Source organism: Acinetobacter sp. yr461, from assembly GCF_900110445.1.
GTDB lineage: Bacteria > Pseudomonadota > Gammaproteobacteria > Pseudomonadales > Moraxellaceae > Acinetobacter > Acinetobacter calcoaceticus.
This window is the reverse complement of record NZ_FODU01000005.1, coordinates 131,535-145,498: the sequence shown is the minus strand read 5'-3', so window position 1 is coordinate 145,498 and position 13,964 is coordinate 131,535. Positions and strand designations below refer to the sequence as shown.

The window sequence follows — 13,964 nt, the reverse complement described above, 5'->3', positions numbered from 1 at the left end:
TTGATGATGTGAGTTAAGGGAAAGGAATAAAAATGATGACACTCATTGAAAAGTTAGCAGAATTTCCGGTGAAAACCGTGACTGTGCAAGGCCAGCAACAAGCATATCGAGAAGCCGGTCAGGGCGAATACCTCGTGCTGTTACATGGCATTAGTTCAGGTTCTGCTTCTTGGGTGAACCAACTTGAAGTGCTGTCTCATCATTTTCATGTCATTGCCTGGGACGCACCAGGCTATGGCAAATCAGATGAACTTTTAACTGATCAGCCGAATGCTACTGATTATGCAAAGCGTTTGGCAGCGCTGTTTGAAGTTTTAAAAATTGAAAAAGCAACTGTTGTTGGCCACTCATTAGGTGCCTTACAGGCGAGTGCATTTGCTGCACTTTACCCAGAGAGAGTAGAGCATTTGGTGATCGCCAATTTGGCTCAAGGCTACCAACGTCAAGATGAACAAACACAAATTCAGGTTTTTGAAAAAAGACCAAAAATGTTGAAAGAATTAGGTGCTAAAGGTATGGCTGAAAGCCGTGGGCCTCATTTGATTTATAAACAAGACCCACAAGCCTTAGCATTAGTTTCAGAGGTGATGCAACAGTTGACCCTACAGGGATTCACACATGCATCGTACTTACTCGCATATGACGAAATACGTAATTATTTAACAGATTTAAAAGTCCCATGCACAGTGATTGCAGGGCAGCAAGATCAAATCACTCCTGCGTTAGGTATACAAGAGCTTGCTCAGGAATTGCAGTTGGAACAGCACTACATCATCCAAGATGCAGGACATCTAAGTTATGTCGACCAACCGCAAGCATTTAACCAAATTATGTTGACGATTCAGGAACAATCGTAAGAGAGATTAAGGATTATGAGCTTCCAAGTTGAAGGAAAAGTTGCAGTTGTTACGGGTGGCTCCTCTGGGATTGGGCTGGCTGCTGTTGAAATACTGGTTGCAGAGGGTGCAAAAGTAGCTTGGTGTGGTCGCGATGAAGAACGCTTGAATGCTTCAAAACTCTATATTTTAGAGAAATATCCGCATGCCAACATTTTTACCAAAGCGTGTAATGTGTTGAAAAAAGAAGAAGTTCAACAATTTGCCAAAGACGTAAAACTCAATTTAGGCAATGTTGATATGCTCATTAACAATGCTGGACAAGGCCGCGTTTCAAATTTTGAAAATACGCAAGATGAAGACTGGATGAAAGAAATTGAGCTGAAGTATTTCAGTGTTTTACATCCAGTTCGGGCTTTTCTTGAAGATTTAAAACACTCTGCAAACGCATCGATTACCAATGTGAACTCTTTATTGGCGTTACAACCAGAGCCACACATGATTGCCACTTCATCAGCACGAGCGGCGTTGTTGAATCTGACACATTCTTTGGCTCATGAGTTTACTCAGTATGGTGTTCGTGTGAACTCGATTTTACTCGGAATGGTCGAATCTGCGCAGTGGAAACGCCGTTATGAAACTCGCTCAGACTTAAACCAGTCATGGGAAGAATGGACAGGCAATATTGCTAAAAACCGCGGTATTCCAATGCAGCGTTTAGGCCGTCCTGAAGAACCAGCCCGTGCTTTAGTTTTCTTGGCATCTCCATTGGCATCGTACACCACAGGTGCGGCACTCGATGTCTCAGGTGGTTTTAATAAACATTTATAAATATCAGGTGCTGTCATGAAAAAGTTGATGATGATTGGTTTTGGCGCAATGGCAGCAGAAGTGCATGCACACTTGCCTCAAGATTTGCAACTGAAATGGATTGTCGTGCCGTCTCGTAGCGTTGAAAAAGTTCAATCACAAGTGTCTTCAGAGATTCAGGTGATTTCAGATATTGAGCAATGTGATGGTGCGCCAGACTATGTCATTGAGGTGGCAGGTCAAGCAGCAGTAAAAGAGCATGCTCAAAAGGTTTTAGCGAAAGGCTGGACTATAGGCCTGATTTCAGTTGGAACTTTGGCTGATAGTGATTTTCTGATTCAGCTCAAACAAACAGCTGAAGAAAATAATGCCCATCTGCATTTACTCGCAGGTGCCATTGCTGGCATTGATGGTATTTCAGCAGCTAAAGAAGGTGGTTTGCAAAAAGTCACTTACAAAGGCTGTAAAAGCCCAAAAAGCTGGAAAGGAAGTTATGCAGAGCAATTGGTCGATCTAGATCATGTGACTGAAGCTACGGTTTTTTTTACCGGAACTGCTCGTGAAGCTGCCATGAAATTTCCAGCAAACGCCAACGTCGCTGCAACGATTGCACTTGCAGGACTTGGAATGGATGAAACGATAGTCGAGTTAACTGTTGATCCAACCATCAACAAAAACAAACACACCATCGTGGCAGAAGGTGGCTTTGGGCAAATGACCATTGAACTGGTTGGTGTGCCGTTAGCAAGTAACCCGAAAACATCAACTTTGGCTGCGCTTAGCGTGATTCGTGCTTGTCGCAACAGTGTAGAAGCAATACAGATTTAAGAAGGATTTGATCATGGCAAAGGAAATTTATATTGCAGGTGAATGGCGTTTGGGCCGCGGTGCGGTCATCCAAAGCCTGTTTCCGGCAGATCAGTCTGTCAATGCAGAAATTTCGACTGCAACGCTTGAAGATGTGAATGAAGCGATTGAAAAGGCTGATCAAGCTTGGCGTCAACCAAGCTGGAGAAACAGCTTGCCTCATGAGCGCGCACGTATTCTCTACAAAGTTGCAGACATTATTGAAGCGCGTGTCGATGAATTGGCAAAACTACAAACACGCGATAATGGTAAGCCTTTAACCGAAACACGTGGTTTGGTGATGAGCGCTGCGGCGACTGCACGTTATGTTGCAGCGGCGTGTGAAACGCTGAATGATGAGTTAACCACTCAACGTGCTCCAGACTTTATGACCATGAGCGTGCATGAACCTGTAGGCGTTGTGGCAGCAATTACACCTTGGAACTCTCCAATTGCGAGTGAAGTTCAAAAGCTTGCTCCAGCTTTGGCAGCCGGAAATGCTGTGGTGTTAAAACCGGCAGAGGCAACTTCACTGATTGCTTTAGAACTTGCCAAAATTTTTGAAGAAGCAGGCTTACCAAAAGGCTTACTCAGTGTCTTGGTTGGTCGTGGTTCAGTGATTGGTGATGCAATTGCTCAACATCCGTTGGTTCGTAAAATCTCTTTTACGGGTGGAACAACAACGGGGCGCCATTTGGCTCATATTGCAGCAGACAAACTCATTACAACTTCGCTTGAGCTAGGTGGCAAGTCACCAACAATCGTTTTACCAGATGCAGATGTAGAACTGGCTGCTAAAGGCGTAGCGTACGGTATTTTTAGTTCGGCAGGCCAAGCGTGTATCGCAGGTTCTCGCTTGTTTATTCATAGCAGTCTTTACGATCAGTTTTTAACGCGTCTGGTTGAAATTACTAAAGGCTTACGCGTGGGCCATCCTGAACAGGCTGGTGTGCATTTAGGGCCACTCGTAAATGACAAACATTTGCAGTCAGTTGACCGCTATGTGCAGCTTGCTAAAAGCGAAGGTGGTCAGGTTCTGATTGGTGGCGAAGCATTAACAACTGGTGACTATGCCAAAGGAAGTTATTACTTACCCACCATTATTACGGGTTTAAGTAATAGTGCCCAAACCTGTCAGGAAGAGATTTTTGGCCCTGTTTTAGTCGTCATGAAATATGACAACGAACAAGATTTGATTGCTCAAGCCAATGACAGTTGTTTTGGTCTTGCAGCAGGCATCTGGACTGAAAGCTACCGTAAAGCTTGGCGTATTGCCCGTGTGTTAGAAGTGGGAACAGTGTGGATTAATACCTACAAAAAGTTCTCGATTAGTGCGCCGTTTGGTGGCTTTAAAGACAGTGGTATTGGGCGCGAAAAAGGCCGTTTGGGCATTTTATCGTATATGCAGCAAAAGAGTATTTATATGGGGCTGAATGAACAGCCTAACCCTTGGTGCGAATAATAGATTCAAGGATTGAAAAACAAATTTTGAGGAACAGACATGACTGAACGTGTAAATGTAGGCGAAGCAATCGCAAGAGTTTTAGAAGCGCACCAAGTTGACAGTATTTATGGTGTTATTTCCATCCACAATTTACCTATTGCTGACGCAGTAGGACGCCGTGAAAAAATGCGTTTTGTTGCCGCTCGTGGTGAAGCGGGTGCGGTAACTATGGCAGATGCACATTCACGCTTTAAAGGCTTGGGTGTAGCGTTGACCAGTACAGGTGCTGGTGCAGGTAATGCGGTGGGTTCACTCATTGAAGCAATGAATGCGGGTAGCCCTGTATTACATTTAACAGGTCAAGTTGAGCGCGAATATCTTGACCGTGATGCAAGTTTCATCCACGAAACCAAAGACCAACTTACGTTTTTACGTGCATCAAGCAAAGCAGCATTTCGTATTACCAGCCCCGACAATGCAGTGGGCGTAATTCGTGAAGCCATCCGTGTGGCAACAACTGTTCCAATGGGGCCGGTAAGTGTTGAGTTGCCAATTGATGTACAGGCAGCAGAAATTGATTTGCCACTTAACCTTGGGCCAGTCAAAGCATTGCAATTGCCACAAGCGGATCAAGCTGAAATTGATCTTCTTGTGAGTGAAATCAAAAAAGCAAAACGCCCAATTTTCTGGATTGGCGGTGGGACTTTAAATAGTGTTGCTGAAGTTAAAGCAATTGCAGATTTTGGTATTCCAGTTGTGTCATCTACACACGGTCGTGGCGTATTGCCAGATGACCATCCACGTAGTTTAGGTGCATTCCACAACTCGGCAGCGGTTGAGCAGTTATTAAAAGATGCTGATTTAATGGTTGTATTGGGTTCTCGTTTACGTAGTAATGAAACCAAAACTTATTCGGTTGAGTTTCCAGAAAATATTATTCAAGTTGATGCCAATCCAGTGGCTCAACAGCGTAATTACAAAATTCGCAACTTCATTTGTGGTGATGCTAAAGATGTCTTAACACGTGTGTTGGAACAGCTTCAAGGGACTTCAAAAGTTGATAGCGACTACGATGCTGCTGTAGTTGCTGCTAAACAAGCTGCGATTGATGCATTGCGTAAGCAAATCGACCAGTACGCTTTAATTTGTGATCACTTACGTGCAGCTTTACCTCAAGACGGTATTTTTGTACGTGACATCACCATGTCGGGCAGTACATGGGGCAGCCGTTTATTCCCTGTACAAGCACCAAACCAAAATATTCACTCACTCGCTGGTGCAATTGGTTTAGGTCTTGCAACTGCAATTGGTGCTTCGGTTGCTAACCCTGACAAAAAAGTGATTGGTTTGGTCGGCGATGGTGGCTTAATGCTTGGCATTGGCGAAATTGCAACCATGGTGCAAGAAAACACCAACATGGTCTTAATGATTATGAATGACGGTGGTTATGGTGTAATGCGTGGCATTCAAAATAACTACTTTGGTGGTCGTCAGTATTTCAATGAATTGCATACTCCAGACTACAAACTTCTTGGCGAATCGATGGGTGTGAAGAGCTGGAAAGTCGGTAGTGCAGATGAGTTTAAAACTGTCATTCAAGAGGCGGTTGCATTTGAAGGACCAACGGTAATTGAGCTCGATATGAACTCGATTGGACCATTAAACTTTGCGGGTCCACCGCAAAAGAAACTGTATTAACCAGTTTGGATGGTTTAGTACATATGCGATGGGAGCTGCTAAGCCATCCTTTTTTTAGATATATTTTTTTATCTAAAAAACAATAAAAACGAAGTTTTACAGGTAAAACAAGTAAAGTTCCAGCAGGATGCTGGAACTCAATCAAGGATGTAGAGATGAAAAAGACTTCATTGATCATGGCATTCATTGCACCACTCGCTATGGGGATGAGTGCAAGTGCGTTTGCAAAAGACTCATTACTTGAATGGAAAAGTGATGATGGAACTGACTCATTAAAGTTAGGTGGGGTGGTTCGATTAAATCAGCGCTATGAAGATTGGGAAGGGCCAAACCGTGGTTTTGGTAAGCTCTATTTTGATATTTTCAGGGTAGATCTAAAAGGTAAGTTTGATGATGCATACATCAATGCGAGCTATCTGTTCCAAGACCAACAGAAAACCTCGATTGAAAAAGCATATGTCGGCTATAACCTTGATGCCAACAACAGCATTGAAGCAGGTCTGGTCTATAAGCCATTTACCATTTATCCATATCCGCAAAATGGCTGGACCTATCACATTCCATTCTTTTTAGGTTATGGCAATAATATTGCACCGGGGCTTAACTGGAATTATCACGACAAAGATTGGGATGTAAAACTTGGTTATTATCCGCAAATGCTAGAGACTAATTTGCGTTATTCGCCTGAAAGTGCAACTTATGATGACTTAGCAGGAAATGCGTTTCCATCTCAAAAGGCTTATCAAAATGAAAAGCGTAATCAGTTTAATACCCGCATTGTGCGCAAGCTAGAAACTGATTTTGGTAAGCAAGAGGTTGGTGTGTCTGGTGCGATTGCCCAGTTACATAATAAAGTCACCGATAAAGATGGCAAGTATTATGCGGTTGGTTTGCATACCGACAACAACTACAAGCGTTTTAACTTACAAAGTTCAGTCATTCATTATCAATACGATGCTAAAAATCCGGATGGTGTAAATAGTGACATGACCTTAATGGGCAATAATGGCTTTACACCTGCCTATTTCATTGCTTCGGAAGGAACAATTGCTAGTTTAAACCTTGCTTATACTTTGCCTGTGACCAATATGGGCAAGCTAAAAGCTGTTAAGTTTTATAATGACTATAGCTATCTCGATAAAAAACGTGATGATTGGTCAGATTCGCAAATGAACACTACAGGTATGATGTTTATTGCTTCGCCATTTATGGTTTGGGCAGATTATACGTGGGGTAAAAACTCAAATATTATTGGTGGAGCGACCAACTCAACAGGGTATACCTCTGCGACATCGCCAAACAGTGATAAATGGCTATATCGAATTAACTTTAATATTGGGTTTACTTTCTAAAGTGAACTGCCATAAAAAAACCACGCAATGGGCGTGGTTTTTTTATTTCATAAGTTAAAGCTTTTAATATCTATTTTTTTCAAACTTATTCCAAAATACAAATGCAGTCACAAAAGCCAAAATGGTGAGCGCAAAAATATAATACATCGCGCCGATATCACTATATTGACTGAGCCAATGGACTAAAGGCAACGTCATACCGCCCACAATTGCATAAGATAAATTATAAGAAAATGAAATGCCCGAGAAGCGAACGGGGGCGGGGAACATTTTGACCATGCTGCTCGACACCATGCCAACAGTGCCTGAGCAAAGACCCAACAACATATATAAACCGAAAATGGTTGAATGTGCTGCATGGCCCAAACTGTTATAAAAAATAGCTGCGGTGAGTGCCACGGCAAGCGCACCTACCATCATGACTTTGCCACAGCCAAAACGGTCAGCAAAATAACCTGCCAAAATACAGCCAACCATTTGCATGACAATGGCTGCACTTTGCATTTCAAAAGTCTGAGCACGCTCAAAACCAAACGAACCAATTAATAAATTTGGCATGGCTAAAATCACCACCACTACACAGCCTGTTAAAAACCACGTAAATAACATCCCAATAACAACGGCTGTTTTATGGGTCGTTAACACTTGTTTAATCGGCATTTCTTTTGAGATTTCTTTACGTGCCTGCATTGCTTTAAACACAGGTGTTTCTTTTAAATAGGTCCGTAAATAAAGTGCGACCAGACCAAAAATACCACCTGCAATGAAAGGAATACGCCAAGCCCAGTCGTGAATCTGACCTTCACTAAAATTCAGTGAAATCCATAGCGACATAAGCGCACCTAACAAAATTCCTAAAGATAGTCCGGCAGTTAATAAGCCATTTGCCAGTCCAATTTTTCTTTCGGGAACGTGTTCAGACACAAATGTCCAAGCGGCGGGAATTTCCCCCCCAATTGCAATACCTTGCACCACACGCATGAGTAATAAAAGCAGCGGCGCCAAATAACCAATATTTTCAAAAGTAGGCAAAATCCCGATAAACAGAGTAGGCAGGGCCATCAGTAAAATAGAAAGCGAAAATAGTTTTTTACGCCCGACTAGATCGCCAAAATGGGCCATCACAACTCCACCTAACGGCCTAAAAAAGTAACCTGCTGCAAAAATACCGTAAGTATTAAGCATGGCCCAAAAAGGACTAAGCGTACTTGGGAAAAAGAGGTCGGAAATGATTTTGGCGTAGAACACATAAATCACAAAATCGTAAAACTCTAAAGCACCACCTAGTGAAGAAAGGGCGAGGGTTCGTTTATCTTCTTTATTCAGATAGTTCGCATCCTGCAACGTTAATTCTTGATCCATTTTTTACTTAATTGTTGTAATCGAAGCTTGGATATTAATGGAAAAGTGAATTAAAAGTAAATGGAGGAAATTTGTGCTATAGATGAGTGTAGATTGGGTTAACCTACAAAAGACAAAACGGTTTAAAACTAAAAACGCTTTAGATTAAACAAAAACAGATGTAGGAATGGCTTTTCTTTTGAGCCGTTCAGCGACACAATAAAACTTGTCATAGCTAGTTTAATGAGAGATTCAAGGGATGAGTGTAGTTTTACCTGTAGCTAAGCGCGGTGAAGACATTTTAAAACTGATTGCCGCACCTGTCTCATCTAGTGAGCTGAACAGTGATTGGCTTTATGGGCTTGCAGCCGCCATGCATGCCACTATGCTTGAACGCAATGGTGTAGGAATTGCTGCACCTCAAGTCTATATCTCTAAACGAGTCATTATTGTAGCTTCAAGGCCAAATCCACGCTATCCCGACGCACCTGAAATGGATGCTGTGGTGATGGTGAATCCTGAAATTTTAGAGTTTTCGAGTGAAACCCTCTTAGGTGAAGAAGGCTGCTTAAGCGTACCAGATGAACGTGGACAAGTTGAACGCGCAGAAATGGTAAAGGTTAAATATTCAACACTGCAGGGTGAAGTCGTTGAAACGATTTTTCACGGTTTTCCTGCTCGTATTGTTCAACATGAAGTCGATCATTTAAATGGAGTGTTATTTGTAGAAAGAATAATCTAATCTTCTGTTTAAAGTTTTGAAAAACGTATAATGAGCTTGAAATAAAGAAGTCAACGGAATTACAATACTTATATCGTGATTTTTAATTCATTCAAAAAGTATAATTTTAATATTATCAGCAGGTTGTGCTGAAAAATTGCTCTAAAGCGCAAATCTCCTCATTTAAGGTTACGGACCATGAAAACCCCTCTCCCAGATTATTTGGCAAATGTGATAGAAGCCTGTGAGGTAGATAATAGCGGGCATCTAGCTGACTATATTCCAGAGTTGGCAAATGCAAATCCAGACCGATTGGCTTTGGCAATGTCTACGGTAGATGGTGAAATTTATTCGATCGGCGATGATGATACTGAATTCACCATACAGTCAATTTCTAAACCGTTTGTATATGCTTATGTTTTACAACAGCTTGGCATTGATGCGGTACTCGCTAAAGTAGGGGTGGAACCTTCAGGGGAAGCTTTCAATGAAATTTCATTGGGTAAAGATGGCCGTCCGAAAAACCCGATGATCAACTCTGGCGCAATTACTGTACATTCATTGATTCAGGTCAAACATGGTCTACATAGTGCAGAAATTCTACGCCGTTTTATGAGCGAGCTTGCAGGACGTGAATTAAGTTTTGATGAGTCTGTTTACGATTCGGAAGTCAAAACAGCCTATCGTAATCTTTCGATCGGTTATATGTTGCGAACTGTCGGAATTTTAGAAACTGATCCAGTCGATATTGTGAATGGTTACATTCGTCAATGTGCAATCATGGTTACAGTTAAAGATCTGGTACGTATGGGGAGTGTGCTTGCCAATGGTGGGGTTGACCCTAAAACCGGAAAGCGTCTGTTAAACCGATCTGTAGTGAGACAAGTACTCAGTGTCATGATGAGCTGTGGTATGTATGATGCCGCAGGTGACTGGCTTTCAACTGTAGGTATTCCAGCTAAAAGTGGTGTAGCTGGCGGTATTCTGGGTGTGTTGCCGGGTCAGGTCAGTATTGCTGCTTTTTCTCCTCGACTAGATGAACATGGTCATAGTGTTCGAGGAATCGATATTTTAGAGCGGTTGTCTCGTGACATGGGATTACATCTCATGGAAGGTACACCTTCTGCACAAACCATTGTACAAAGCCACTATCGCACAGGAAAAGATGCCTCATTAAGTGTGTATGTGCTTCGGGGTGTATTGAAATTTACTGAAGCTGAAATGTTGTTGCGTATTTTACAAGACGAGACGACTGACCAAAGTACAATCGTGATTGATTTGACCCAGATTTCACTTATCCATGAGGTGGGTAAACGTATGTTTTTAGAAGGCGTAGATCGTCTGATTGATGATGGCCATACACTCGTTTTGGTTGATCCTGAACAGCGATTAGATCATGCGAGAACCGGTAAAGATCGAGAACTGCATGTCTATCATGATTTCGATGATTTGCTCGAAAAGCATGACCTACCTGCAAAAAAAAAGACTTATAACGACATCGCTGCACTTCTAAATTGCTGAGGTGTTTTTCCTAAATGTCGTTTAAACATTGTGCTGAATGCACTGGGGTTGGTATACCCCAGTGACTCGGAAATTTGAGCAATAGATTCACCATTCGCGATTTTACTCAAGGCAAGTGCGATATGCATTTGCTGTACCCATGCCCGATAAGATAGCCCAGTTTCTTTTTGGAACATGCGCATTAAGGTTCTCGAACTCGCACCAATATCATCAGCCCAATCTGTTAAATCTTTTGAGTGATTAGGCGCGTGTAATAACGCTTGGCAAATTTTTAATAATCGTTTGTCTTTTGGCCATGGAATTTGGATAGGCAACAAATTGGCCCGATGAATTTCTTCAAAAATCAAAATTTGTAAAGAACGGGAAAGCTCTTGAGAGGTGACAATATTTGGAGTCTCCTCTTGTTCAATTTCATTCAAACGAATCAAAAGCTCATGCAATAGGTTGCTCACCCGAATAATAAAGCAATGTTGCCCCATTAAAGCAGCTGCATTTACTTCAACCAATGCTGTATTTAACTTAACGTGACTCAGTGAAATGACACTATGCTCGACATGGGCAGGAATCCATAACGCACACATGGGCGGCACAATCCAGACATTATTTGGTGTAAACACCTGAATGTTTCCTGTAGACGCATATAAAAACTGAGCGCGGGTATGCGTATGAGTCGGCGTGATTTCTCGGTAAGCATGCTCGGAAGATAGCCCAATCACAAGTTCAGACAAATCAGACTGAATAAGAGAATCGGACATAATCTATCCTGAAAATTGTCACTTATGCGATGATTATTGGAAGATAACTTTATAAGCGACAATTTACAATAAGCACCTTACTTAAAATATTGGAGTTTTTCAGGTATGACGTCTTCAATACAATTGAAAGATGGTATTGCCAATACCGTTGCAAATGATCAGCCTCAAGGAATGATTATTAAAATTGTAGGCGCTGTGGCGGTCGCACATTTACTGAATGATTTGATTCAAGCAGTGCTACCCGCTATTTATCCAATGCTAAAAGCAAACTTTTCGCTGAGTTTTGCTCAAGTTGGCCTGATTTCATTTGTATATCAAATTACAGGTTCACTGCTTCAGCCTTGGATTGGACTTTATACCGATAAACATCCAAAACCTTATCTTCTACCACTCGGAATGGTCGTCACATTTTCTGGCATTATCTTGTTGGCATTTTCACCAAGCTTTACAGTGTTGTTATGTGCATCCGCGCTGATTGGGGTCGGTTCTGCAACTTTTCACCCTGAAGCTTCACGTGTGGCTCGAATGGCATCTGGCGGGCGCTTCGGTACGGCTCAATCGACTTTTCAGGTGGGCGGAAATACAGGCACTGCCATTGGCCCATTGTTAGCAGCTTTACTTATCGTACCGTTTGGACAGCATGCAGTTGCAGGCTTAGTCATATTTGCACTTTTAGCCATTTGGGTTTTATTTGGTGTAAGCCGTTGGACGATTGGTCATGCAAAAAATCAGGTAGTTACACGTGCAAACCAAGCACAGAGTAAATTACATGGCCGTAAGCTCATTATTGCCTTGAGCACCATTAGTGTGTTGATGTTCGCTAAATTTACCTACATTGCCAGCATTAGCAACTACTTCACTTTTTACTTAATTCAAAAGTTCCATATCAGTATCCAGACCGCTCAGTTGCATTTGTTTGCGTTTTTGGCAGCTGTTGCTTTAGGTACATTTGCAGGTGGCCCAATTGGTGACAAAATTGGTCGTAAAGCTGTTATCTGGGTTTCATTTGTGGGTATGGCTCCATTTGCATTAATGATGCCGTATGCAAACTTGTTTTGGACAACAGTCTTATCGATTATTACTGGTTTGGTGTTGTCGTCTGCCTTTGCTGCAATGGTAGTTTACGCACAAGAAGCTGTTCCGGGTCGTGTGGGGATGATTGCAGGTTTAATGTTTGGCTTAATGTTTGGGGTAAGTGGTATTGCCGCAGCAGGGTTAGGGCATTTAGCTGATGTTAATGGTATTGAATGGGTATTTGGATTGTGTTCATTATTACCATTACTTGGGTTTGCAACCGCATTTTTACCGAACACAAAGGTTAAATAAATGAAAAGACTCTCAGTCATATTCAGCTGAGAGTCTTTTTTAGATAAATATAATTCCAATTAAAAAGACTATTTTTGAATACCAAATTTAAATACGGTGACACTGTTATAAATTTGATTTGGGTTCAAACGTGTAGATGGGAAAGTCGATTGATTGGGGCTGTCTGGAAAATGCTGTGTCTCTAATGCTAGAGCATCTGCTTGTCGATAAAGTACGTCGTTTGCACCAGCAACATTTCCTAATAAATGATTCGCCGTATACATTTGAACGCTTGGTTCAGTGGTTAGGACCTGCATTGTCCGTTTAGATTTTGGGTCAACAACACTAGCAGCAAGATTTAATTTCCCTTGAGACTTCTGATTAATTACCCAAGTTTGGTCATAGCCATATCCATACGCCAATTGCTGATTATTCGCTCGAATATCTTTCACAATGGCCTTAGGAGTCCGAAAATCAAAAGGTGTACCTACAACTGAAGCAATTTCCCCTGTTGGTAACGAATTTTGATCGGTTACCAATATACGGTCTGCATTGAGCTGTACCACATGATCGAGTACGCCATAAGGGGTATTTCCAGCACCTGACAAGTTGAAATAACTGTGGTTGGTGAGATTGACGACGGTCGGTTGATCAGTTTTGGCCTTATATTCAATCTGGAATTCATTTTGATCTGAAAGACTATAGATCACTTCCACATCTAATTTCCCTGGAAAACCTTGATCACCATTTGGGCTGGTTAACTTAAGAGAAGCTTTGACGGTTTCACCTTTAGAAACGAGGGGCTTAACTTGCCAAACACGTTTATCAAAACCAGGATTACCGCTATGTAATGAATTCGGTCCATTATTTTTTTCGAGGTTATAAGTTTTTCCTTCTAAGCTAAATTTAGCATTGCCAATACGATTCGCATAACGACCAATCAATCCGCCAAAATGAATGCCTGCCTTGGTATCAGTGACTTCATAGCCTTTTAGATCATCGAAACCCAAAACGATATTATTTTGTTTACCTTGTGCATCGGGAGTTAAAATCTGTGTAATTACACCACCAAAACTAATAAAAGATACAGAGACTCCTTTGTTGTTGCTCATGGTGTATAGATCAACTTTTTGACCGTCTTGAGTCGTACCATATGGTTTTACATTTAAGGTTGCAGCATTTGCAATTTGTGCAAAGCTATAGATCGTAAAAGTTAAAATTACTAATTTTTTCATGTTTATACTCTATTTTGTAATGGTTGAATCTTGATGAATATAAGATTGATTTTTCATCTTTTTAAAGAGGTTTTTTATTATATATTGTGTTAATGATGAT

General features: G+C 41.6%; 12 protein-coding genes. 9 read left to right on the top strand and 3 right to left on the bottom strand.

Features of this window, described 5'->3' with window-relative positions; translation table 11 throughout:
• Positions 1-32 precede the first annotated feature (32 nt).
• From BMW38_RS10100 to BMW38_RS10075, 6 genes are all read left to right on the top strand, one after another.
• Entirely contained in the window at positions 33-857 is an 825-nt protein-coding gene (locus tag BMW38_RS10100; RefSeq protein WP_092707621.1) for an alpha/beta fold hydrolase, read from the top strand.
• 15 nt (positions 858-872) lie between these two features.
• Positions 873-1,667 carry an SDR family oxidoreductase gene (locus BMW38_RS10095; RefSeq protein WP_003653108.1) on the top strand — a complete coding sequence of 265 codons (795 nt, stop codon included), beginning with the start codon at positions 873-875 and terminating at the stop codon, positions 1,665-1,667.
• Positions 1,668-1,682: 15 nt separating this feature from the next.
• Entirely contained in the window at positions 1,683-2,474 is a 792-nt protein-coding gene (locus tag BMW38_RS10090; protein WP_092707619.1) for an aspartate dehydrogenase, read from the top strand.
• Positions 2,475-2,487: 13 nt separating this feature from the next.
• A complete protein-coding gene (locus BMW38_RS10085; protein WP_092707617.1) occupies positions 2,488-3,954 on the top strand; it encodes an aldehyde dehydrogenase in 1,467 nt (488 codons plus the stop codon).
• A gap of 39 nt (positions 3,955-3,993) precedes the next feature.
• Entirely contained in the window at positions 3,994-5,634 is a 1,641-nt protein-coding gene (locus BMW38_RS10080; RefSeq protein WP_092707615.1) for a thiamine pyrophosphate-binding protein, read from the top strand.
• 155 nt (positions 5,635-5,789) lie between these two features.
• Complete coding sequence (locus BMW38_RS10075; protein WP_199990243.1) at positions 5,790-6,986, top strand: hypothetical protein; 1,197 nt, start codon at positions 5,790-5,792, stop codon at positions 6,984-6,986.
• A 63-nt stretch (positions 6,987-7,049) separates the two neighbouring features.
• Here the strand turns inward: BMW38_RS10075 and BMW38_RS10070 are convergent, their stop codons facing one another.
• Positions 7,050-8,348: an MFS transporter gene (locus BMW38_RS10070; protein WP_092707613.1), complete on the bottom strand. Its 1,299-nt coding sequence runs from the start codon at positions 8,346-8,348 to the stop codon at positions 7,050-7,052.
• A 238-nt stretch (positions 8,349-8,586) separates the two neighbouring features.
• On the opposite strand from BMW38_RS10070, the gene def reads away from it, so the two are divergent.
• Complete coding sequence (gene def, locus BMW38_RS10065) at positions 8,587-9,069, top strand: peptide deformylase (RefSeq protein WP_017391717.1); 483 nt, start codon at positions 8,587-8,589, stop codon at positions 9,067-9,069.
• A gap of 177 nt (positions 9,070-9,246) precedes the next feature.
• Positions 9,247-10,569, top strand: coding sequence for a glutaminase (locus BMW38_RS10060; protein ID WP_092707611.1), 1,323 nt, complete (start codon positions 9,247-9,249; stop codon positions 10,567-10,569).
• Here BMW38_RS10060 and BMW38_RS10055 read toward each other — a convergent pair.
• Positions 10,536-11,324, bottom strand: a complete 789-nt coding sequence (locus BMW38_RS10055) for an AraC family transcriptional regulator (RefSeq protein WP_092707609.1) — start codon at positions 11,322-11,324, stop codon at positions 10,536-10,538. The two genes, BMW38_RS10060 and BMW38_RS10055, sit on opposite strands and share 34 nt — an antisense overlap.
• A gap of 105 nt (positions 11,325-11,429) precedes the next feature.
• On the opposite strand from BMW38_RS10055, the gene BMW38_RS10050 reads away from it, so the two are divergent.
• Positions 11,430-12,650 carry an MFS transporter gene (locus BMW38_RS10050; protein ID WP_003653093.1) on the top strand — a complete coding sequence of 407 codons (1,221 nt, stop codon included), beginning with the start codon at positions 11,430-11,432 and terminating at the stop codon, positions 12,648-12,650.
• 68 nt (positions 12,651-12,718) lie between these two features.
• Here the strand turns inward: BMW38_RS10050 and BMW38_RS10045 are convergent, their stop codons facing one another.
• Positions 12,719-13,864: an aldose epimerase family protein gene (locus BMW38_RS10045; protein WP_092707607.1), complete on the bottom strand. Its 1,146-nt coding sequence runs from the start codon at positions 13,862-13,864 to the stop codon at positions 12,719-12,721.
• Positions 13,865-13,964 lie beyond the last annotated feature (100 nt).

What these genes read in the sequence shown, in the direction of transcription:
- BMW38_RS10075 (WP_199990243.1), top strand. Translation starts at nt 5,790, where the DNA reads ATGAAAAAGACTTCATTGATCATGGCATTCATTGCACCACTCGCTATG.
- BMW38_RS10045 (WP_092707607.1), bottom strand. Translation starts at nt 13,864, where the DNA reads ATGAAAAAATTAGTAATTTTAACTTTTACGATCTATAGCTTTGCACAA.
- BMW38_RS10090 (WP_092707619.1), top strand. Translation starts at nt 1,683, where the DNA reads ATGAAAAAGTTGATGATGATTGGTTTTGGCGCAATGGCAGCAGAAGTG.
- BMW38_RS10080 (WP_092707615.1), top strand. Translation starts at nt 3,994, where the DNA reads ATGACTGAACGTGTAAATGTAGGCGAAGCAATCGCAAGAGTTTTAGAA.
- BMW38_RS10095 (WP_003653108.1), top strand. Translation starts at nt 873, where the DNA reads ATGAGCTTCCAAGTTGAAGGAAAAGTTGCAGTTGTTACGGGTGGCTCC.
- BMW38_RS10070 (WP_092707613.1), bottom strand. Translation starts at nt 8,348, where the DNA reads ATGGATCAAGAATTAACGTTGCAGGATGCGAACTATCTGAATAAAGAA.
- def (WP_017391717.1), top strand. Translation starts at nt 8,587, where the DNA reads ATGAGTGTAGTTTTACCTGTAGCTAAGCGCGGTGAAGACATTTTAAAA.
- BMW38_RS10055 (WP_092707609.1), bottom strand. Translation starts at nt 11,324, where the DNA reads ATGTCCGATTCTCTTATTCAGTCTGATTTGTCTGAACTTGTGATTGGG.
- BMW38_RS10050 (WP_003653093.1), top strand. Translation starts at nt 11,430, where the DNA reads ATGACGTCTTCAATACAATTGAAAGATGGTATTGCCAATACCGTTGCA.
- BMW38_RS10060 (WP_092707611.1), top strand. Translation starts at nt 9,247, where the DNA reads ATGAAAACCCCTCTCCCAGATTATTTGGCAAATGTGATAGAAGCCTGT.
- BMW38_RS10100 (WP_092707621.1), top strand. Translation starts at nt 33, where the DNA reads ATGATGACACTCATTGAAAAGTTAGCAGAATTTCCGGTGAAAACCGTG.
- BMW38_RS10085 (WP_092707617.1), top strand. Translation starts at nt 2,488, where the DNA reads ATGGCAAAGGAAATTTATATTGCAGGTGAATGGCGTTTGGGCCGCGGT.